This is a genomic window from Kosakonia sp., assembly GCF_032052965.1.
GTDB lineage: Bacteria > Pseudomonadota > Gammaproteobacteria > Enterobacterales > Enterobacteriaceae > Kosakonia.
On sequence record NZ_DAMBVN010000003.1, the window covers coordinates 47,522 to 68,502 of the forward strand.

At 52.6% G+C, this 20,981-nt stretch carries 21 protein-coding genes; 4 read left to right on the forward strand and 17 right to left on the reverse strand.

Going from position 1 to position 20,981, the window contains the following annotated elements:
- Position 1 precedes the first annotated feature (1 nt).
- The 4 genes from RTX30_RS05350 to RTX30_RS05365 all read right to left on the reverse strand — a co-directional run bounded on the left by RTX30_RS05350 (position 2) and on the right by RTX30_RS05365 (position 3,367).
- Positions 2-1,261 carry an FAD-dependent oxidoreductase gene (locus RTX30_RS05350; protein ID WP_312687574.1) on the reverse strand — a complete coding sequence of 420 codons (1,260 nt, stop codon included), beginning with the start codon at positions 1,259-1,261 and terminating at the stop codon, positions 2-4.
- On the reverse strand, positions 1,258-1,977 hold the full coding sequence (locus tag RTX30_RS05355; RefSeq protein ID WP_312687575.1) for an SDR family NAD(P)-dependent oxidoreductase: 720 nt from the start codon (positions 1,975-1,977) through the stop codon (positions 1,258-1,260). Before RTX30_RS05355 ends, RTX30_RS05350 begins: the two co-directional genes overlap by 4 nt.
- Entirely contained in the window at positions 1,974-2,408 is a 435-nt protein-coding gene (locus RTX30_RS05360; RefSeq protein WP_312687577.1) for a nuclear transport factor 2 family protein, read from the reverse strand. The genes RTX30_RS05355 and RTX30_RS05360 overlap by 4 nt, the downstream gene beginning before the upstream one ends.
- A gap of 230 nt (positions 2,409-2,638) precedes the next feature.
- Positions 2,639-3,367, reverse strand: coding sequence for a MerR family transcriptional regulator (locus RTX30_RS05365; RefSeq protein ID WP_312687579.1), 729 nt, complete (start codon positions 3,365-3,367; stop codon positions 2,639-2,641).
- A gap of 116 nt (positions 3,368-3,483) precedes the next feature.
- Here RTX30_RS05365 and RTX30_RS05370 point away from each other — a divergent pair, with 116 nt between their 5' ends.
- Positions 3,484-4,014 (forward strand): lipocalin family protein, encoded by a 531-nt coding sequence (locus RTX30_RS05370; protein ID WP_312687581.1) that lies wholly within the window; start codon positions 3,484-3,486, stop codon positions 4,012-4,014.
- A gap of 366 nt (positions 4,015-4,380) precedes the next feature.
- Positions 4,381-4,887: a hypothetical protein gene (locus tag RTX30_RS05375; protein WP_312687583.1), complete on the forward strand. Its 507-nt coding sequence runs from the start codon at positions 4,381-4,383 to the stop codon at positions 4,885-4,887.
- Between the two features lie 25 nt (positions 4,888-4,912).
- Here RTX30_RS05375 and RTX30_RS05380 read toward each other — a convergent pair whose 3' ends face one another.
- From RTX30_RS05380 to RTX30_RS05395, 4 genes are all read right to left on the reverse strand, one after another.
- The gene (locus RTX30_RS05380; protein ID WP_312687585.1) at positions 4,913-5,146 is read right to left on the reverse strand and encodes a hypothetical protein; all 234 of its coding nucleotides are present in this window, start codon (positions 5,144-5,146) and stop codon (positions 4,913-4,915) included.
- 134 nt (positions 5,147-5,280) lie between these two features.
- Positions 5,281-5,526 carry a YmjA family protein gene (locus tag RTX30_RS05385; protein ID WP_312687586.1) on the reverse strand — a complete coding sequence of 82 codons (246 nt, stop codon included), beginning with the start codon at positions 5,524-5,526 and terminating at the stop codon, positions 5,281-5,283.
- A 231-nt stretch (positions 5,527-5,757) separates the two neighbouring features.
- The gene (locus RTX30_RS05390) at positions 5,758-7,296 is read right to left on the reverse strand and encodes a methyl-accepting chemotaxis protein (protein WP_312687588.1); all 1,539 of its coding nucleotides are present in this window, start codon (positions 7,294-7,296) and stop codon (positions 5,758-5,760) included.
- Between the two features lie 310 nt (positions 7,297-7,606).
- Complete coding sequence (locus RTX30_RS05395; RefSeq protein ID WP_312687590.1) at positions 7,607-7,882, reverse strand: flagellar transcriptional regulator FlhD; 276 nt, start codon at positions 7,880-7,882, stop codon at positions 7,607-7,609.
- A gap of 483 nt (positions 7,883-8,365) precedes the next feature.
- Between RTX30_RS05395 and RTX30_RS05400 the strand changes: the two genes are divergently transcribed.
- Positions 8,366-9,064 (forward strand): RluA family pseudouridine synthase, encoded by a 699-nt coding sequence (locus RTX30_RS05400; RefSeq protein WP_312687592.1) that lies wholly within the window; start codon positions 8,366-8,368, stop codon positions 9,062-9,064.
- An 89-nt stretch (positions 9,065-9,153) separates the two neighbouring features.
- On the opposite strand, the gene RTX30_RS05405 is transcribed toward RTX30_RS05400, so the two are convergent.
- From RTX30_RS05405 to fusA, 8 genes are all read right to left on the reverse strand, one after another.
- Positions 9,154-9,693: a DUF2058 domain-containing protein gene (locus tag RTX30_RS05405; protein ID WP_312687594.1), complete on the reverse strand. Its 540-nt coding sequence runs from the start codon at positions 9,691-9,693 to the stop codon at positions 9,154-9,156.
- A 31-nt stretch (positions 9,694-9,724) separates the two neighbouring features.
- Positions 9,725-10,207 carry a cold shock domain-containing protein gene (locus tag RTX30_RS05410; RefSeq protein WP_312688201.1) on the reverse strand — a complete coding sequence of 161 codons (483 nt, stop codon included), beginning with the start codon at positions 10,205-10,207 and terminating at the stop codon, positions 9,725-9,727.
- Between the two features lie 156 nt (positions 10,208-10,363).
- Positions 10,364-10,954 carry a hypothetical protein gene (locus RTX30_RS05415; protein WP_312687596.1) on the reverse strand — a complete coding sequence of 197 codons (591 nt, stop codon included), beginning with the start codon at positions 10,952-10,954 and terminating at the stop codon, positions 10,364-10,366.
- Between the two features lie 163 nt (positions 10,955-11,117).
- On the reverse strand, positions 11,118-12,752 hold the full coding sequence (locus RTX30_RS05420) for a carbohydrate porin (protein WP_312687599.1): 1,635 nt from the start codon (positions 12,750-12,752) through the stop codon (positions 11,118-11,120).
- A 417-nt stretch (positions 12,753-13,169) separates the two neighbouring features.
- A complete protein-coding gene (locus tag RTX30_RS05425; protein WP_312687601.1) occupies positions 13,170-14,195 on the reverse strand; it encodes an LLM class flavin-dependent oxidoreductase in 1,026 nt (341 codons plus the stop codon).
- Positions 14,196-14,345: 150 nt separating this feature from the next.
- On the reverse strand, positions 14,346-15,776 hold the full coding sequence (locus RTX30_RS05430) for an efflux transporter outer membrane subunit (RefSeq protein WP_312687603.1): 1,431 nt from the start codon (positions 15,774-15,776) through the stop codon (positions 14,346-14,348).
- A gap of 296 nt (positions 15,777-16,072) precedes the next feature.
- Positions 16,073-17,014, reverse strand: coding sequence for a L,D-transpeptidase (ldtA, locus tag RTX30_RS05435; protein WP_312687604.1), 942 nt, complete (start codon positions 17,012-17,014; stop codon positions 16,073-16,075).
- Positions 17,015-17,206: 192 nt separating this feature from the next.
- Positions 17,207-19,309: an elongation factor G gene (fusA, locus tag RTX30_RS05440; RefSeq protein ID WP_312687606.1), complete on the reverse strand. Its 2,103-nt coding sequence runs from the start codon at positions 19,307-19,309 to the stop codon at positions 17,207-17,209.
- A gap of 238 nt (positions 19,310-19,547) precedes the next feature.
- Between fusA and RTX30_RS05445 the strand changes: the two genes are divergently transcribed.
- Complete coding sequence (locus RTX30_RS05445) at positions 19,548-19,877, forward strand: helix-turn-helix domain-containing protein (RefSeq protein WP_312687608.1); 330 nt, start codon at positions 19,548-19,550, stop codon at positions 19,875-19,877.
- A gap of 32 nt (positions 19,878-19,909) precedes the next feature.
- Here the strand turns inward: RTX30_RS05445 and cobT are convergent, their stop codons facing one another.
- Positions 19,910-20,968 carry a nicotinate-nucleotide--dimethylbenzimidazole phosphoribosyltransferase gene (cobT, locus tag RTX30_RS05450; protein ID WP_312687609.1) on the reverse strand — a complete coding sequence of 353 codons (1,059 nt, stop codon included), beginning with the start codon at positions 20,966-20,968 and terminating at the stop codon, positions 19,910-19,912.
- Positions 20,969-20,981 lie beyond the last annotated feature (13 nt).

Sequence of the window (20,981 nt, forward strand, 5' to 3'; positions counted from 1 at the left end):
TTTACTGGCCCTCCCCGGCAGCAATACCGTGCACCACATCAAGCGCACTGCGTACCCCGTCTTCGTGGAAGCCGTTGTACCAGTAGGCTCCGCAGTACCAGCTGCGCTGCTGACCATTGATCTCGCTGCGCCTGGCCTGAGCACGCCAGCTTTGTGGGTTAAACAGGGGGTGCTCATAGACGAAGCGCCGCCAGACGTGGCGGTCATCGATCGGGGCATCCGGGTTCAGGGTCACGCAAAACAGCGGACTGCCCGCTGGCAGCCCTTGCAAAATATTCATGTTGTAGGTCACACAGGCACGATGCTGATCGCTGTCGCTCAGGCGATAGTTCCAGCTTGCCCATGCACGCTGACGCACCGGCAACCAGCGAGGATCGCTGTGCAATATCACCTCATTGCGCTGCCAGCCTATATCACCCAACACCGCACGTTCGGCGGATGTGGGTTCGGCAAGCAACTGCAACGCTTGTGCGGAGTGGCAGGCGAAAATGACCTGGTCAAAAGTGTGATGAGCATTTGCAAGCTGCAGCGTGACACTGTCCTGATGGCGAACCACCTGATGCACCGGGGAATCCAGGTGAAGCGTCAGGCGATCGCCCAGTTTTGCCAGCAACGCACGGGTATATTCGCGTGAACCACCGGGCACCACGTACCACTGCGGCCGATCGGCAATATCCAGCAAGCCATGGTGGGCAAAAAAGCGCAAAAACAGCGGCAACGGGAAACGTCGCATCTCCTGAAGCGAGGAAGACCAGATGGCTGCCCCCATCGGCAAAATGTAATGCCGGGCAAAAAAGTCGCCAAAACGGTGTTGCTCAAGAAAGGTCTGCAGCGTGGCGTGGTCGTCTATTTCAGCCACCAGCGTCTGTTTCGCCAGCCGGTTAAAACGCACAATCTCTTTCAGCAACCCCCAGAATGCCGGGTTAGCCAGGTTCCGCCGCTGCGCAAACAGCGAGATGAGGGTATGCCCGTTATATTCCAGCCCGCTGTGCGGGTTATGCACAGAGAAGCTCATCTGCGTTTTTTGTCCGCTGAGGCCCAGTTCGCTGAGTAAGCCCATAAAGCGTGGATACGTGCGGTCGTTATAGACAATAAACCCGGTATCGATGGCATATGTACCCTGCGGGGTGGCGACATCAACGGTGGCGGTATGGCCGCCGACCGTCGGCTCCGCTTCGAACAGTGTGACCTGGTGATGCCCCGCCAGCCGCCAGGCGCAGGTCAACCCGGCGATACCGCTGCCGATAATGGCAATCTTCATGAGCGCACCATCCTGCGCAACAGCGCATATTGGAGAAAAACAGGTAACGCCGACAGCAGGCGCAGAACAACACTGAAACCGGACGGGAAAGCAATGTGATTTTTCCCTTTCGCCAGCCCGCGGCGGATCGCCTTTACGGCGTCCGCCACGCTGACCTGGCCCGGCATGGCAAAATCGTTTTTACGCGTTAGCGGGGTATCGACAAAACCTGGCGACACCACCGTGACGGCAATGCCTTTTGGCTCCCAGTCGAGGCGCAGACTATTGGCAAACCAGGTGAGCGCGGCTTTGGATGCGCCATACGCTTCAGCACGGGGAAACGGCAGCCAGTGGGCCATGGAACTGACCAGCACCACGCGGTTGCCGGCAACAAGCTGCGACTGCAATGCCGCCAGGCAATTTACCGGTCCCAGCACATTGGTGGTGAGTACCCGTTCCACCAGTGCGGCATCCACCAGGCCGTGATCCAGATACTCGCACGTTCCCGCACACAGGATGACCAGGTCGGCAGCACAGTCCACCAGCGACTGGCGGCAGGCTTCAGCATCGGTCATGTCAAACAGCCGGACGCTGATGTTCGGGTGGTACTGGCGCAGCGCCTCAAGCCGCTCGGGATCCCGGCCGCAGGCGATGACATGGCAGCCATCGTCGGCCCAGGATTTCGCCAGTCCGGCGCCAATACCAGAGCTGGCGCCTGTGATGAGGACAGTCATCATGCGCACACTCTCCGTTTTACACCACGTACCGCCCATCCCAGCAGGGGAAGGTGTTCGTAGATCATCTGCCCCGCATCGTAGTAATCCCGCTGGCGAATGATCAGGTTGTCCTGCACATCGACGATTGAGCAACCCGGAAGCGTCAGCGTCTCGCCACCCGAAATGCGCGGATGCGACCAGTACATCGTCCAGGTCACGGCCCAGCGGTTGCCGTCACACAGCAGGGTATCGATGGAAAAACGGCAATGCTGCACGTTGACCAGCAGGTGGGTGAAATAACGCTGGATGGCGAACAATCCCTGGTGCTCGCCAAACGGATCGATAAGCCCGGCATCCGTGTGGTAGAGCGCAGCCAACGCCGCAGGCGGCTGGTTCTCCAGCCCGGTGTAGTAATCAACAAACCGATCGATGACAGAGGACTTTGTGCTCATGGGTTTCTCACCTGGGCGTTGAACAACGTGGTGTAACGGCATATCTAAAACTTACACAATTACTTTTATTTGTCCAAGTTTTGATGAAAATATTTTTTATAAATCACTAATTTCAATAACTTAAAAAGAGTTAATTTATGCAGTTATTTTTGATATTTTTTTAAAGACGTAGCAAGGCGCCTTCCTGAAGGAGGGTTGCCTGCAAACAAAATGGACGGGGAAAGACGGGGTTAGAGCGGAATCACGTCGAGGAAGCGTACCTGCTGCTGCCACTGTTCAAGCTGTTTTTTGCGCGCAAGGGTGAGTTTGCCGGAGGTCACCAACAACCATTTGCGTTCCGGGAAGATCTCCGGGGCCAGCGTGGCGGGCGGCACAGGGAGCACGTCAATCCGGTGCCCCTGCCCGGTGCGTTTAAGCGCTTCAAGCCAGATTTCGCATGGGTCGGTGAGGTGCCAGCCGGTGATCAGGTAATTATCACCCGGTGCTTTTTTATCCCCTTCGAGGCAGAACGAGGTATAGGCAATGATGATGCCGTCGAGGACTTCGCGCAGGGTCATCATGGCCGGAACGTTGGCGGAAACTTTACTGCGCAGCGGGCGCAAGACTTCCGTGACCAGTTCCGGGCGCGGATATTCACGCCCTGCGTCGTAAACCAACTGGCGCAAAGATTCGATTTTGCCATCTTTCAGCCGCTGCAGCATGTTCTCCTGCAGAGTGAGCCAGTTATTAGTACGCCGCGCGCCTGGACGCGCCAGCAGCGGTTTAACCTGGCTGACCGGTACGCCTTTTTTCACCCAGTCGAGAATTTTCAGCGCTTGCTGAACATCCTCGTCACTGTATAACCGGTGGCCTCCGTCCGTGCGCAGCGGTTTGAGCAGGCCGTAACGACGCTGCCACGCGCGTAGCGTGGTTGCGTTTATGCCGCACAACTGGGCAAATTCACCGATGGAGTAAGACATGGGGTACGCCTGATAACAAAGAATACTCTCAATATAATACGAATATTTCCGGGGTGAATGAAGTACGCAATGATTGCACTACACTTTCTCCCAATCGCGTAATGAAAGGAGTTCTCATGAAGCTATGGCCCGTTGTTACCGGTGTCGCTATCGCCCTGACGCTGGTTGCCTGCAAATCGCCTACCCCACCGAAAGGGGTTCAGCCCATCACAGGCTTTGATGCCAGCCGTTATCTCGGCAAATGGTATGAAATTGCCCGCCTGGAAAACCGCTTCGAACGCGGCCTTGACCAGGTCACCGCCACCTACGGCAAACGCAGCGATGGCGGCATTAGCGTGCTCAATCGTGGGCATGATCCGCAGAAAAACAGGTGGAGCGAGAGCGAAGGGAAAGCCTACTTTACCGGCGAGCCGACCACTGCCGCGTTAAAAGTGTCGTTCTTTGGGCCATTCTATGGCGGTTATAACGTCATTAAGCTGGATGAGCATTACCAGTACGCGCTGGTTAGCGGCCCGAACCGTGAGTACTTGTGGATCCTGTCGCGCACACCAACACTGCCGGATGCAGTCAAGCAGGATTACCTGAACACCGCACGAAGCCTGGGTTTCAGAGTTGATCAACTGGTGTGGGTAAAACAAAAAGCGTAACGCGGAATGCGGGAGTGATTCGCCAGCCCGTCGGCGCTGCGCTGAGAACTCCCGCTGCCCGCCCGCGCACACTCACCGCTATGTTGAGTTGAACTCACACTACGCCGCAGTTTTTTTCGTTTTTCAAAATACTTTCTCTCGCTAATACTGTTTCAGCAAACAGATATATTATATTCATTGGCAATATTATTGCGCCATGAAATACAGGAACTCAAAATAAAAGCCCTCACCTGCTGATGGTTATTTGAGCGTCTTTTTGAACAGGACATTACGTTTGCGTAATTAACAAACTGATAAAGCCACTGCCCATCTCTGTCAATCGCATTTTTTACAGAGTAAGACTGCCAATATAACCAGGTGTCACAGATGACATTAGAAATTTTAAATTATTTAATTGAAATTGCAGCACTTAACAGTGCGCAAACCAAGGAAGACCATAAAACCGCACCGCCGCAGAAACAGGTGGCAGATGAATTATCGGCATGGGTAACCACGCTGGCGGCAGAAAAAGAAAGCGGCGACATTCTGTCAAAAATAAAATATCGCTTAGCACTGCTGGCACTGGCAAAAAAAGATCCGTCGCAGGCAGAAGAGTTATTATCTGCCAATGTTTCGCCGGATAAAGAGGCTTTTCCTTTAATCGATTTTACCGAATGGCCGACGGTGCGTTATGCCGTTTCCGGTGAATTACAAACCGCCGATTCCGAGGCATATTTTGCCCGGGTTTCTGCCGCCGCCTTCACTATCCGTGAGGCCATTGTCAGTGCAGAACGTGCGAAAGGTACACCCGCTTTCTCCATTCTGGAGAAAGTACTGGCACTGAACAGTGCATTGCCGGAACGCTATAAAGCGATGGCGAATATTCAGTATTAATTTGCGCGCCAGGTCAGCACTGGCGCTAAAAGGCGATGGTGAGCAGATGTCCTTGCCGGGTGGTGATAAACGCATCTGCCTGTTTCCCCTGTTGCATGGCAGCGAATGCTTTGCCGGGATCCACCACGCAGACGTCTTCAAGGCAGCCATTTGCCGGCAGGATCACCAGCCGAAGAGCAATCGTGCCGTGAACATCGCCCCCTGCCAGCGCGCTGTTCATCACCACCGCGAGAATAAGACCTAATGTTATCCGCTTCATAACATCTCCGAAATTTAAAGTAAATCAACAGCCTGCCTGAGAGGTGACGGGACGATTGTGTTCTACTTTAAGTATCGGCTGAAGCGGATATATTTTTAGGGCTGAAAATATATTTTCATGAATGGCAACAGAAGTTACTCGTTGCCCCATTGATTCAGGAAATTAGCGATATCATCAATACGCGGTTCCTGGATACCCGCTTCACGGGCCATCTCCTGCTGAGAGGCTTCGCTGATTTCTTCATTATTCATTAAGCGTGTGAGCAGCAGCTGGAAATAGTACGCCAGTGCGTCACGTTCAGACTCGTTAACCGGCGTTGCCGATTCCGTCGAATACTCATCGACAATGTCATAAAATTTCAGCGGTACTTGCTGGCTCATAGGTCTTCCCCTGGGGTTAATGTCGGTGACAGTGTTGGTTCGCAGCATCCAGCGAGGATAATAGCACTCTTATTTTATTTTTTGTTCCGGCACTCATCATATCATCGGGACACCGAATAATTTTTTACCCCTTCGCCACCCGTCTCAGCATTACGCCCAATCCATCACCATGACTGCCATAAAAACGACAAGGCAGGCTTTCGCCTGCCTGTGCTTTCTTTCGGTAAAGCATTAGCCGAGTTTAAAAACGGCCACCGTCTCTTCCAATACCTGCGACTGCTCTTTAAGCGAATAGGCCGCTGCAGACGCTTCCTCTACCAGTGCGGCGTTTTGTTGCGTAACAGTATCCATCTGTGCAACAGCCTGGTTTATTTGGTCAATGCCCCGACTCTGTTCACCGGTCGAGAGTGCAATTTCCGACATTAACCCGGAAACATGCTGAACAGCGCTGATAATTCGCTGCATGCTTTCACCCGCCTGCGATACCCTTTCGCTCCCCAACAGCACTTGCCTGCTGGACGCCTCAATAAGTTCTTTGATCTCTTTCGCCGCCAGCGATGAGCGTTGCGCCAGGTTTCGCACTTCGCTTGCCACCACGGCAAACCCGCGCCCCTGCTCGCCGGCTCTTGCGGCTTCAACCGCTGCGTTCAGCGCCAGGATATTGGTCTGGAAAGCGATGTCTTCAATTAATGAAATGATGGTGTCGATTTTGCCGGAGCTGGACTCGATCTCCTTCATCGACATCACCGCTTTTTCAACGATCGTGTTACCTTCCTGCGCAGAGTCACGCATCGTTGCCGCAAGGGTGTTCGCCTGCTGGGTATTTTCAGAGGTGTGCTTCACAGTAGATGTCAGTTGTTCCATGCTGGCCGCGGTCTGCCCAAGTGAAGCAGCCTGCTCTTCGGTACGTGCTGAGAGATCGGTATTACCGGCAGAAATCTCTTCTGCCGCGTGCGCCACGCTCTGGCTGGAGGTACGTACCTGAGTAATGATTTCCACCAGCGACAGACGCATCTGCTCCAGCGAACCCAGCATATCGCCAATTTCATCTTTCGAGCCGTGATTCACAGGAAGATGCAACTCCCCTTCTGCCATCTGTTGGCAATGGCGGCGTGCAGTGTCCAGCGGCGAAAGCACACGACGTCGAAGCAGGATAAATATGGCAGCAATGATCAGCGTAAACAGCACCACAAAAACGCCAAGGGTCACCATGCTGTTCACAAAGCGATTCTGCGCCTCGTTATTAAGACGCTGGGCGTATTTTTCGCGAAAAGCGAGCAAGTTATCGAGTGTAATCTCAAACTGACGGTCAAGTTGCGGAATGGTCGTGCTGACAAGCTGATTAAACCGTGCAGTGTCATTGGCACTTGCGGCATCCATCAGCGGGCGCAGCCCTTCGTCGACATAGGTCTGCCAGGCGCGGCGATAAGGGGCGGAAAGCGCCTCTTCCCCTTCGACAGCAGGCGCAGCCTGATAATTATTGAATGCATCTGTCGCCTTCTGCATCACGGCTTTAGCGCTCTCAAGCGACGCCTGCGTTTTCTGTTTGTCGCCCAGGGAAGCATTAATCATGGCTTCCATCAGCCGCACCCGCAGTGTGCGACTGTGGTTAATCGGATCGATGACCGACAGCACCACACGAATTTCTTTATTCACATTATCCAGCGAGTCGTTACTGCGGGTCAGTGACCACAGGTTAGACGCTGAACTGACGAGGAAGATACCAAGTAAGAGGCTGAAAACGAGAAACGAAAAACGCCTTACTGACATATTTATTCCTTTGCTTGAGATTATTTCAAAAAAAGGCCGCGCCGGAGCACAGCCAATAAGATTAATGTTATCGGCCACTTAGCGTTGAGATTTAACTTAATTTTCTTTAGTTTTTTAAATCAAACAGTTAGACAGGGCATTTATAAACCGGAAAACGCAGCAATCACATGCCATTTAATTCAAACCGGCTTTTTATTTATTTTTTGAACAGAGAATTATTATATCGCCACGCTGTAAAACAGGGAGCGGCTCGCTCAGGTGAATGAGATGAGATTTTCCTGACGCCAGTGAAAAGTCAGGACTCTTGCGGTTAAATAAAACGCGAACTCAATTTTAAACTTTCGTATGCGTTATTTTTTGCGGGTTCGGCACAGTTAAAAGTAGGCTTGACAATAATCTGGTTTGTCTCTGCAAGAGAAACAAGCTGCGGAAGGGTTAATGCGGCGACTTTCTCCAGCATCTCACCGCTAAGACCGTTGCTCAACGTGTTGACGTCGCCGGTCTCACTTGCCAGACGCTGGACCAGTAAGAGGTAGGCTAAATTTAATTGATGAATATCTTGCAGAAGGTTGTCGCGGTTAATCATTTTTTTGCCCCAGAGAATATATCATCTAAAGTGAAGCCCCCCTGGCAACATCATCCGTCGGCCGCAATAATATATATAAAATGCAAATTAGCTATAGAAATAATGTAAACTTATTTCAGACTATTAAAAAATAATTAATTATCACTCCGTTAATGCTGTAATGACATTTTTCCCGTTACGCTTTTACTCGCTAATTTCTTACTTAGGATATTCAAGTGGCTGTAAGAAAGGGAATATATCATCTGTGAAAAAAGATATATTATATTCTCTCACTTTAAGAGCGCGAACCTTAAGAATAATTAAGAAATACCTTCCCGGGTGGGTTAGCGCCTGGTTTAATTTTTTGGACCACTGGTTGGCATAAAAGCCCGAAAGAAATATCTTTCCGCGAAGCGGAGGTATGCCAGTGACGTGCATAACCCCATTCGTCAGTCGGCTGTAAATGGGGTATTATCCGCTGCCCCTTTCTCCGCAGGTAGCCTGATGTCGACGATTGACGATACGTTTATTGCCCCACCGTGCCATGAGCAGATAAAGACGCTCTGGCAGGATGAACACCTGGTGATTATCAATAAACCCAGCGGGTTACTTAGCCTCTCCGGGAAAAATCCACAAAATCTCGATTCTGTGCATTACAGACTGGTGCAGCGCTTCCCCGGCTGTACGCTGGTTCACCGCCTGGATTTTGGCACATCCGGGCTGATGGTGGTGGCCCGCAACAAAGCGATCAATGCCGCGCTCTGTCAGCAATTCAGCCAACGCAGCGTAAGCAAGACATACAGCGCACTGCTGTGTGGCCATCTGGATCATGATAACGGGGTCATCGACGCGGCAATCGCCAGAGATCCGGCATTATTCCCGCGTATGTCGATTTGCGCCCTCCACGGTAAACCCGCCCGCTCACGCTATCGTGTTATCGAACGTTTTTACCGTCAGTCAGAAACCGGTACCCGGTTGCCGGTATCGCGTGTTGAACTCACACCCGAAACCGGCCGCACCCACCAGTTGCGCATTCACTGCCAGCTACTCGGCCACCCGATTCTGGGTTGCGATTTGTATGGTGGCCGCCTGCTGCCTGGTAGCGAACAGACGCCACGGCTGATGTTACATGCCAGTACGTTGCAATTTGTCCATCCGGTGAGTAAAGCACCGCTCAGCATGCATTACGCCAGCCCGTTTTAACACCATGAAGAAGAGAGCCTGGCGAGAACGCCAGGCGAAGCAGGACATGCGAGAGCAGAAATAGGGGAAGATAAGTCGCAGGCAGTGCATCACCACATCAGATCATCAGGCACTTTAAAATCAGCATAAGGATCGTCTTCATCCTGCGCTTCCTGGCTGAGCGCACTGTTTAATACAATGCTGCTGGCATCGCGCTGGGCAATTTTATCTGCCACGCTCGCCGGGATAATCGCATATTCACTTTCGCCGTTGTTATCTCCCGACAGGCGGGCAATGGCAAGACGGCCATTGATCAGCTGCGCCTGAGTCTGCTTATCGACCTCGATTTTTTTAATGAGGTTATTGTCGGTAAAATTAAACCCAATATGGCCTTTCGCTACAGTGATCCGGTTCATTTCAATCAGCTGTTTCACCTGTGCTTTGTACTCTTTCGACAGCGTGGCCTGTTTTTGTTGCTCACTTAATTGCTTATCACGCTCAAGCTGCGCTTTTTTATTCTCTTCCACCGCCTCTCTGGCCTCACGTGCCTGAACACGGGATTTTTTAGCCGTTCTCTGAACTTTGGCCATTTTCTTGCTGGTCACTAAGCCTGCTTTCAGCATTTGCTCTTGCAAGGTAAGTTTTGTCATCGTTATCAAACCCGTTCAATAAAATGGAGTGTCAGACTTTCAACATTTTTACTGTGGCATCAATGTCTATTTCATCTTCGGTGAAGATCAGCGTCGTGCCCTGGAAGGTGGTGATCGCCAGCTTTTTCAGCGCGCGCATTTCCCCCGGCTGTGCGGTGGATTTAGGGCGAATATTCCCCATCAATAGCCCTACGGACAGCACCGCGTTCTCTTTATCAATGCGGGTATCAACAGGCACTTCTTCGCTGTACACCAGATAAGACTTGATTGAGGTAAGCTTCAGACGCTCGCCCGCTATATAGATGTATTTACTCTCAGGCACGACTTTCACCGCATAGGCGGACAACCCTTTATTATTGGTGGTGGGTTCGAAAGTCACGGCCGCATCTTTCTTGATCAAATCAGGGTTGGCGACCTTAATCACGTGAAAATAGCGGTTATCCCCATTCTCATCTTTGATAAATCCGAAACCTTTATCTTTAAACCACGTTGTGATCGTACCGTTCATCGCCATTACCGCCTGAATAATCGTTAATCTACTCAAATTTTGCAGCGCGCAGTGTAAAGCACAATGCCTGCGCAAACCATGTCTTTGGTGTAAGTGTGGACGAGAAATTTCAGTGATGCGAGGCAATGGCTTCCTGCTGTCGCTCAGGAAGCCTGCATCGCGCTAGGGTGTTGTAGTCTGTACTTTGGGGAAGATTTCAACGTATTGATACGAGCTGTAAACCGGCAATATCAGAAATGCCAGACCTGCGCCGCCTGAAGCATATTGCACCATCAGATCGCCGTGACGGGTAATAAACAGTTCATAATTGTGCCACTGACACCCAACGCCCATATCCGGGGTGCAATGTCGCTTTTGCCGCAGTAACCTGCCGTCTTTGGTCAGATAAAGGTAATTCGCTTCCGGGTCGGCGGGTTTCGATGCTGACTCATCAAGCAGGTGCCAGGTTCTCTCGCGCAGCAGGGTGTTTTGTGCGTCCCGTGAGACGGTATCCAGTGACTTTGCCGGGTAGTTAAAATGTAACTCCACCACGGCGGTGTTATCCGCATTCACATAAAAAAGCTCGGCTAAATTTCCGGCGCCCCAATATTTTTTACCACTGGACTTCAGGGGTTGTGCTTTAAAGCGGTACACATTTTGTGTGTGAATATCCTGTCTGTTTTCATATTCCGCATTGTATTGCGCTTTTTGCGGTGAACTGACTTCGCATCCGGCCAGTAAACCGGCAAGCAGCAGGATGAGGACACTTCGCATTTGTCTCTCCTCTGACTTTTATTTCCGATGAAAGAAATGATTATGCACCCTAACCGGGTAGAGCAAAAATCGGATCCACTACCAGAAATAAGGATACGCGAGGCAAAACAGACCATAAACAGGGCAGGAAAAGCCTGCAGGACACAGGCTTTATATTACGAATTTACTTCCACCATACTTCGGCCTGGACGCCGACAGTAAACTGATCGCTTTTTGCATCGGCAAACTCAAACTGGCTGATGCCATTTTCCTGCGCTTTGAGGTAAGTGCCGTAGAAGCGAATTTCCGGGCGCGAGGTTAGCATGCTGGTGTCCACTTTCAACGCGTGGTACAGCGTGGTTTTATACCCAGACTCGTGATACGTCTCGCCTGCGGTTTTATTTTTCTGATCAAACCACGCCAGCTCCACGCCGGTCTGGTTATTCGTATCCCAGATATAGGCCGGGCGAATAACTGCGCGGACGGAATTAAAGTCGGTGTGCGCGCCAGTATTGTAATCGTAAACATCGTTACCGTGTGCATAGACCAGCGCATGCGCCATGATCACATCCGGGCGTAAATAGTTTTCGCCCTGAGATACCACGCGGAAAGCTTTGCCGTAAGAATGTTCGCCATAGTATTGATCGTTATAGCCGAAGGTCGGGTTGGAGTCCGAAATAAGGGCAAAGCCGCTGGCGATGGAGTTATCCGCCCCCTGCACCGTTAATTCGTTAAATCCACCGCCGGTAAAAGTGTGGCGCAGAATCAGTCCGGCGTGCCAGGCATCTTTCACGCTGTAGTAGCTGCCATCATTCTCATTGCTGCGGTTATCATCGGTTTCATTTGGCATGGCGTAGCGACCAAACACTTCCAGCGTTGCTTTATCCCACAGCGGGATCGCTTTATAACGCACCTCGGCGCTATTGGTGTTCACCTGCTGAGTGTTGCCGGAAGTCGCATAGTCTACGGCATGCGCATTAACATCTTCGCGGGTGAGCGAGACATTCAGTTTACCCGGGCCAAGCTGCCAGTTCTCCAGCCCGATGCCAGAACCCGCATTGGTGCGGTGGCTTTTCCAGTCCAGCATCTGAATTTCATAGACCGGCATATTGTGCTTACCGACCCAGAAGTCTGCCTCAGGCGCAAACGGCAGGAACCCTTTGGTCGTCACGTAGATATCGGAGAATTGCAGCAAATTCTCCGAGGTGCTGTCGAACCAGCCCGCGCTGTACTGCTGGCCAACGTTACCGTCGAGCATCACTACCGCTTTCGCCACCTTGCCGCCGTTGTCGTAGACCTTCTGCGAGAGTTGCAAATCAAACCAGGCACTGTTTTCCTGGCCAAAACGCCCCAGCGATCCAATAGCATAGGACTTCGGTGCACCGCGTGTGCCGGTAGACCAGCCGGAGCGGAAGTAACCGGAATACTCAAAACCAATATCGTTTTTCACGTATTGACTAATGTCGGCCAGCGTCACGTCCTGTGCCGGTGTTGCGCCACTGACGTTCGTTGTGCTGGCCGCGGGCACAGTAGCCGGTGCAGCAGGTTTTTTCTCGCCAGTTTTCACATTACTGGCAACCACGGTTGCCTCACTGTTATTACTCTGCGGCTGCCGCTCGAAATAACGTTGATATTGCCGTAATGTTTGTTTTGTGGCCTGTAATTCCTGTTTGTTTTGCGCCAGCTCTTTTTCCAGCAATTCCAGACGCTGCTCTACAGTCAGCTTCGCTGCAATAGCACTATTAGATACAAGCGCTGAAGAGATTAATACTACTATCCATTTCAACTGATGCTTTTTATTTATAGTCTTCTTATTCATAACAATAACCCTGTAGAGTAGCGTGACTGAGAAGTATTATTTTGGTAATAGCTGGCCGCCTGATGCATTCATATTGCATCCGGTGTACCGGTAATTCCCTGTCCAGCGCGACGCCCGCACTGGCTATTTTTAGTAATATTGTCGGTTAGCTGATGTGCATAACACTCCGCCGTTGGGCTTATGATTTAGCCTGATAATGACAGGACCAGCGCCTGGCCTGTTTTGCGCGCAAAAAAAAACCCGAATCGTTTTCCGGCGCTATGCGCTCAGAAATTGATTCAGGTTTTGCCCGCATCGGGTAACAACGAATACGGTTACAATCCAGTTTCTTCTGCGACAGAATACTGTCTTTTATTACACAGACAAGTCCTGCATTGCACTGTCACGTTATTTTGTGAACTCGCTCAGAGTTTAGCGTTAATTCCGCCAGCCCATTGCAGGTGCAACATGCTTAAGAATTGCCTCAATCACATGCACATTATAATCCACACCCAACTGATTCGGTATAGTAAGTAACAGCGTATCCGCTTCGGCAATCGCTTCATCCTGCTTCAGTTGTTCGATTAATTTCTCGGGTTCTGCTGCATAACTGCGCCCGAAGATGGCGCGGGTTTTCTCATCAAGGAAACCGACTTTATCGCTGTCGTTACTGCTGGCACCAAAATAAGCCCGATCGCGGTTGTCCATCAGCGCAAAAATACTGCGGCTGACAGAAACGCGCGGCGTGCGGCTATGCCCGGCCTGTGCCCAGGCTTCGCGATAAGCACGGATCTGTTTCGCTTGCTGAATATGGAACGGCTCACCGGTTTCATCATCTTTTAGCGTCGAACTTTGCAGGTTCATCCCTCGTTGTGCTGCCCATACCGCGGTGGCATTGGACCCCGCGCCCCACCAAATGCGTTCGCGCAGCCCTTCTGAAAAGGGTTCTGGACGCAATAGCCCCGGCGGGTTTGGGAACATTGGTTGGGGATTGGGTTTGGCGAACCCTTCACCACGCAGCACATCCAGCAGCACCTCGGTGTGGCGGCGCGCCATATCCGATTCGTTTTCACTTTCTGCAGGCTGGTAACCAAAATAACGCCAGCCATCAATGACCTGCTCCGGCGAACCCCGGCTGATCCCCAGTTGCAAGCGACCGCCGGCGATCAAATCCGCTGCACCGGCATCCTCCGCCATATACAAGGGGTTTTCATAACGCATGTCGATAACGCCAGTGCCAATTTCAATAGACCGGGTTTTCGCGCCGATAGCCGCCAGTAACGGGAACGGTGAACTCAACTGGCGGGCAAAATGATGCACCCTGAAATAGGCGCCGTCGGCACCCAACTCTTCGGCGGCAACAGCCAGATCGATGGATTGCAGCAGCGCATCCGCTGCTGAACGGGTTCCGGACTGCGGCGACGGCGTCCAGTGACCAAATGACAAAAATCCGATCTTCTTCATGACGTAGTTGTCCTTTTTTCAGGGAAATCTTCAGCAGAACTGCGCCTGTTGCCGCAGCCCTGCTTTGCGTCTTCCCTACTCTACGCATTACCCGCCGCAAATAAATATCGTTTGATTAACATAATGCTTCAAATTAATTGACCAACCTGCCTATCGGGTCACCACTCCGCCACCCAGTTGTTCAATCAACAGGATGTTTTGATCCATGATGTCAGCGTTCATTTGTACCAGGTTGCGATCGGAAGCGAGCAACTGATCCTGTAGCGACAGCACATCCAGCCACGGGCGGATACCGGCTTTAAACTGTGCAGAAACATCATCCCAGGCACTGTGCGCCAGCTTATCGGCCTCTTCGCTTTGCACCCGTTGCTGCTCCAGCGACTTCATTCTCACAATCGTGGTGCTGATATCGCCAATGGCTGAAACCAGCAGGCTGTTATAATGCGCGACCGCGATATCCCAGTCGGCGTTACTGCTGGCCAGATCCGCCCGGCGTTTGCCGCCATCGAAAATGGGTAATGATAGCGTCGGGCCAACGTTGAAGAACTGGCTGGGCGCGCCAACGAAAGCATCGCCCAGCAGGTTACGTGTCCCGGCTTCTGCCACCAGGTTAATGTTCGGGTAGAACGCGGTTTTCGTCGCCGTGATTTGCTTTTCTGCCGCCTCTACGCGCCAGCGTGCTGCCACCACATCCGGTCTACGCCCGACTAATTCCGCCGGAATGACCGACGGCAACGTATCTTGCGCTGTAATATTTTGTTCGGCAGGTTTTAAATACCGCCAGTAATCCGGGCCTTTCCCCACCAGGGTCGATAATTTAATTCCGGCAGTAGTCACATTTTCTTGCGTCTGCAACCAGGTGGCCTGTGCATCATTATTATTTGCCAGCGCCTGTTTGTATTGATACTCCGGTGAAAGACCGCCCTGATAAAACTGGCGCTGTATTTCACTGATCTTCTTCAGCCGCCCGGCATTAGCTGCGGCTATTTTTTCTAATTTCCACGCAGTATTCAGATTATTCCACGCACGGGCAATATTTGCCGATAAGCTCAGACTGGCAGCTTGTTTATCCAGTTCGCTGGCTTTAGCATTACCTAATGCCGCTTCCCAGGCGGCTTTTTTCCCACCCCATAAATCGAGCATATAACTGGCACCTAGCGACGTGGTACGCAGCGTGCTGTAATTTTTACCTTCCAATAAGGGGTCATCAACTTTTGCCACCCGGGAGCGGGTAAGGCTGGCATCCATATTGATGTCCGGCATCTGCGCCGCCCGTGCGGCGGTGACAGAGGCATTGGCCTTGTCGGCACGTGCGTTGGCTTCCTGCAGTGTCGGGCTCGAGGCCAGTCCGTCGCGGATAAGTGCATTAAGTTGCGGATCGTTAAAGCTTTGCCACACGTTGCGCTGCGGCCATCTGGCCGGGCTGAATTGCACGCCAGATAACGTCTCATTTGCCTGCAACGTTTTTGCATTTAACATTTTATTGCGGGTGTTTAAACCTTCAGATGTGGCACAGCCGCTTAAAATTAACACCGTCAGAATCGACAGGCTGAATATCTTCCCCTGCGGATAAATGTTCATTATGGATTGCCCTGCGAATGTCATAGATTTTAGATTTAACTATTATTGACATCCTACCGTTTAAATACAGGCTGAGAGGTTATCCTTTAGTGCTTAAAAGTAGAATTTTCTATTTACCGAAAGACAGCACCCAAAATAAAACACAAAGAAAACGTATTTACTCCATTTTGTGAAGTTTATTTTTCAGGATATGTCTAAAAAATTAAACCTCCCTCCCGGGGAGACGATTTAGGGATGACAATAAAAACCGAATGAATATTTTTTCATTCGGGTAAATGTATTCCTGTATCACCAAATTATAAGTGACCGCTCTTGGTTACCTGCAGCGTGCTGATATTCACCGGCATGCCGGAACGACATTCGAGCGCTTCAGTTGCCCGGTTCGCATCCACCCCTTCACCCTGCATCGCGGCGCGTAGCACCGGCGACATGGGCAGCGGCACTTTATTGGTCGATTCAAACTCCGCGCGGTTGCGCGACAACGGTTCATGGACTTCAATCCAGCGGCTCCCATCCGGTTCGAGGGTGGTTTTTACCGGCTGATCGATAATCTGCACCCTGGTCCCCACAGGCACGTTATCAAACAAATATTGAATGTCTGCGTTTCGCAGGCGGATACAGCCCTGGCTGACGCGCAGCCCGATACCAAAATTCGAATTGGTGCCGTGAATGGCGTAGAGCTTACCAATATAGATGGCGTACAGCCCCATCGGGTTATCCGGCCCGGCGGGTACAAACGCCGGCAGGGTTTTCCCCTCTTTGGCATATTCACGCCGGGTATTCGGCGTTGGGCTCCAGGTCGGCCCTTCCTGCTTACGCTCGACCGCCGTCACCCAGTTGCGCGGCGTTTCTCGCCCGGCCTGGCCAATACCGATGGGTAAAATCTCCACCGTGTTGCTCTCTTTCGGGTAATAGTAGAGGCGCATTTCGGCCACATTCACCACGATGCCTTCTCGCACGGTAGCGGGCAGGATGATTTGCTGCGGTATGGTCAGTTGCGACCCCGATTTGGGCAGGAACGGATCGACGTCCGGGTTCGCTTCCAGCATATTGCTCAGCCCCTGACCGTATTGCGCCGCGAAAGCTTCCAGCGGCAGCGTATTACCCGGCGGAACCGTGATAATTTGCGGGTTGCCCACCAGTCGGCTACCTTCCGGCGGCAACGGGTAACTAACTGCCAGCACACGGGACGCGCAGAGCAGGGCCAACAGGCAAAACAAAAATTGAATTCGACGCATCAGTTCCTTTCCTCGGGCACCGCAAAGATGTGTATATCATAGCCCGCTTTATCCTTTTTCTCCCTTTTTACAGGGCGTTACCCGCCTGGTGCGTCAAAAAAACATGCACGACACAGGATGTTCGGTCAGGAAGAGAAAGCGATCACAATAAAAACCCCGCCGAAGCGGGGTTTGGGTTTTGTCGCTTATGCGTCAGGCTTTGGTGCGGCTCGCGATAATATCGTCTGCCACGTTGCGCGGCGCCTCCGCGTAGTGGTGGAACTCCATGCTGTAGGTTGCACGCCCCTGCGACATGGAACGCAGCGTGGTGGAGTAGCCAAACATTTCTGCCAGCGGCACATCTGCCCGAATAATCTGGCTACCAAAGCGCTCTTCCATGCCCTGCACCATTCCGCGCCGTGAGGAGAGATCGCCCATAATGTTACCGGCGTACTCTTCCGGCGTTTCCACTTCTACGTGCATCACCGGTTCAAGGATCGCCGGGTCCGCTTTACGCGCCCCCTCTTTAAAGCCAAAAATCGCCGCCATACGGAAGGCCATTTCCGAGGAGTCAACATCGTGATAGGAACCAAATGTCAGGATCGCTTTCACATCGACAACCGGATAGCCCGCCAGCACGCCGTTATTCATGGCTTCGCGCAGGCCTTTTTCCACCGAGGGAATATACTCGCGCGGCACCACGCCGCCCTTGGTGGCATCTTCAAATACAAAGCCCGTTCCCGGTGCCTGCGGCTCAAGTGTTAATACCACATGCCCATATTGCCCTTTACCACCGGACTGGCGGACAAATTTGCCTTCAATATCTTTTACCGTTTTGCGTAACGTTTCACGGTAAGTCACCTGCGGGCGACCAATGTTCGCCTCCACGCCGAATTCACGTTTCATCCGATCAACGATAATTTCCAGGTGCAACTCACCCATGCCGGAAATGATCGTCTGGCCAGACTCTTCGTCAGTATGCAGACGGAACGACGGATCTTCAGCGGCCAGTCGTTGCAGCGCAATGCCCATCTTTTCCTGGTCCGCTTTTGTTTTCGGTTCAATGGCCAGCGAAATCACTGGCTCCGGAAACTCCATCCGTTCCAGGGTGATCACCGTATCCGGGTCACTTAACGTGTCGCCCGTTGTGACGTCCTTCAGTCCGACACAGGCGGCTATATCGCCTGCGCGCAGTTCGTCCACTTCGTGGCGATCGTTGGCATGCATCTGCACAATACGCCCAATGCGCTCTTTCTTACCTTTGACCGGGTTGTAGACAGCATCCCCTTTTTTCAGCACGCCGGAATAGACGCGGATAAAGGTCAACTGGCCTACATACGGGTCGGTCATCAGTTTGAATGCCAGCGCCGAGAACGGCTCGTCATCGCTGGCATGACGTTCAGCCACCCGGCCTTTTTCATCCACGCCCTGAATGGCAGGAATATCCAGCGGCGAAGGCATTAGCTCGACGACCGCATCCAGCATGCGTTGAACGCCTTTGTTTTTAAACGCACTGCCACACAACATCGGCTGGATCTCACCCGCAATGGTGCGTTTACGCAGACCTTCGATAATCTCAGCCTCATCCAGCGAACCCGTTTCCAGATATTTATCCATCAATGTCTCGCTGGCTTCAGCGGCGGCAGCGATCATTTTTTCACGCCACACCTGTGCCGTTACCAGCAACTCGTCCGGCACCGGGCCGTAGCTGAATGTCATCCCCTGCGTGGCATCATCCCAGATGATTTCGCGCATTTTGATCAGATCCACCACGCCAGTGAAGTGCTCTTCTGCGCCAATCGGAATAACAATCGGCACCGGGTTGGCTTTCAGCCGGTCGACCATCATCTGCACCACGCGGAAGAAGTCCGCGCCGGGGCGATCCATTTTGTTGACAAAGGCGAGACGCGGCACATGATATTTATTGGCCTGACGCCATACGGTTTCCGACTGCGGCTGCACACCGCCAACGGAGTCATACACCATCACTGCGCCATCGAGTACCCGCATAGAACGTTCCACTTCAATCGTGAAATCCACGTGCCCTGGGGTATCAATAATATTGATGCGATGGGGCTCATAACCGCGGTCCATACCGGGCCAGAAGCAGCTTACCGCAGCCGAAGTAATGGTAATGCCGCGTTCCTGCTCCTGCGCCATCCAGTCGGTTGTTGCCGCGCCATCGTGTACTTCCCCCAGTTTGTGGCTTATCCCGGTGTAAAACAGGATGCGTTCCGTGGTGGTTGTTTTACCGGCATCGATATGCGCGGAGATACCGATGTTGCGATAACGTTCGAGAGGAATGGGTCGGGGCATGATGCGTCCTTAGTCATTTGACTGTTTGTTCACGGCCGGAATTGGCCGCATTTCATTCACGGCATCTATGATAGTACAAAAGTACGAGTATATTCGAACTATTTTTGCTATTATTACGATTGATGGCGTAACGATTGACGTCGTGGCTTTCGCCATACAGTTTGCGTATAGTACCGGCCCAGCCGCCGATGCGGTCCGCAATTGATGTCTGCCGCGTACCCGCCAATACAGGAAAATGATGATCGCTAACCACCCAGAACGTGAACAATTTCGCCTTGAAAATGTGCTATTGGCCCTTGGCAACCCCCTGCGGCTGGCGATCATAAAGCGGCTGGCCGACGGCAGTGAACTGAGCTGTAATGCGCTGCGCCCGGACGATGTGGCGAAATCGACCATGACCCATCACTGGCGCGTATTGCGCGATAGCGGTGTGGTGTGGCAGCGCCCGCAGGGGCGGGAAAATATGATTTCACTGCGCCGGGAAGACCTGGATATCTGTTTCCCCGGCTTGCTGGATACCCTGTTACAGGCGATGGCGCGCGGCAGTATGCCGGATGATCAGGCCTGATAAATACATAATTATCAGAAAGTGAAGGCTGGTTATTTACCCTCTGGCAACACAATATTACTGTCTGCAAGCGTGCCCATGTTGTGGTAAATGGCGCAGGCGGCATCCACCAGTTGCATCGCCAGCGCTGCGCCGCTGCCTTCCCCTAAACGCATCCCCATATTGAGATACGGCTCGAGGCCAAGATGTTCGAGCGCAACACGCGCGCCTTTCTCGGCGGAGAGGTGTGAGGGGATCAGATACGGTTTTACCTGTGGGGCAATCCTGCACGCGGCCAGCGCCGACGCGTAGGAGAGGAAACCGTCCAGCACCACGGGCAACCCGCAGGAGGCCGCTCCCAGCATTACCCCGGTCATGCCCAGCAGATCATAACCGCCGACTTTCGCCAGCACATCAAGCCCGTTCGCCGCATCGGGCTGGTTAACTGCTATTGCGTTACGCACTACCGCCGCTTTGTGCCCCAGCAAGGATTCCGGCAGATTCGCGCCAATACCCACCACGGATCCCGGCGCCTCCCCAGTCAACACGCTGACGATGGCTGCCGCTGGCGTGGTGTTCGCCATACCCAGTTCACCCACGCCAAACAGGGTCACCCCTTGCTGCGCCAGTTCACGGGTATAGTGAACCGTTTCCAGCAGCAGCGCTTCCGCTTGTTGCGCACTCATTGCCGGGCCAGTGGCGATATTGCCGCTGCCGCGCGCCACTTTCATATTGACCAGGCCGGGAATGGGATCGGCATCAATACCGACATCCAGCACATGCACTTTCGCCCCGGCCTGCGCGGCCAGAACGCAGACGCCAGTCGTCGCCTGGGTCATATTGGCCGCCTGAATGGCTGTCACCACGCGAGGAGAAACGGTCACCCCTTCATGCCAGACACCATGGTCGGCGCACATCACCACGATCGCTTTTTCGCGCATTCGCGGTAACCCGTTCAGCCCGGGCATCCCCGCCAGCTGGACGGCTAATGCCTCCAGCCTCCCCAGGCTGCCCACGGGCTTCAGTAAGCCATCAAGATGCTGCTGTGCCTGTGCCATTGCCACATCATCGGGCGCGGGGATCCCAGCCAGTAAAGTCATCAAAGTCTGCATGGTGTTTCTCATT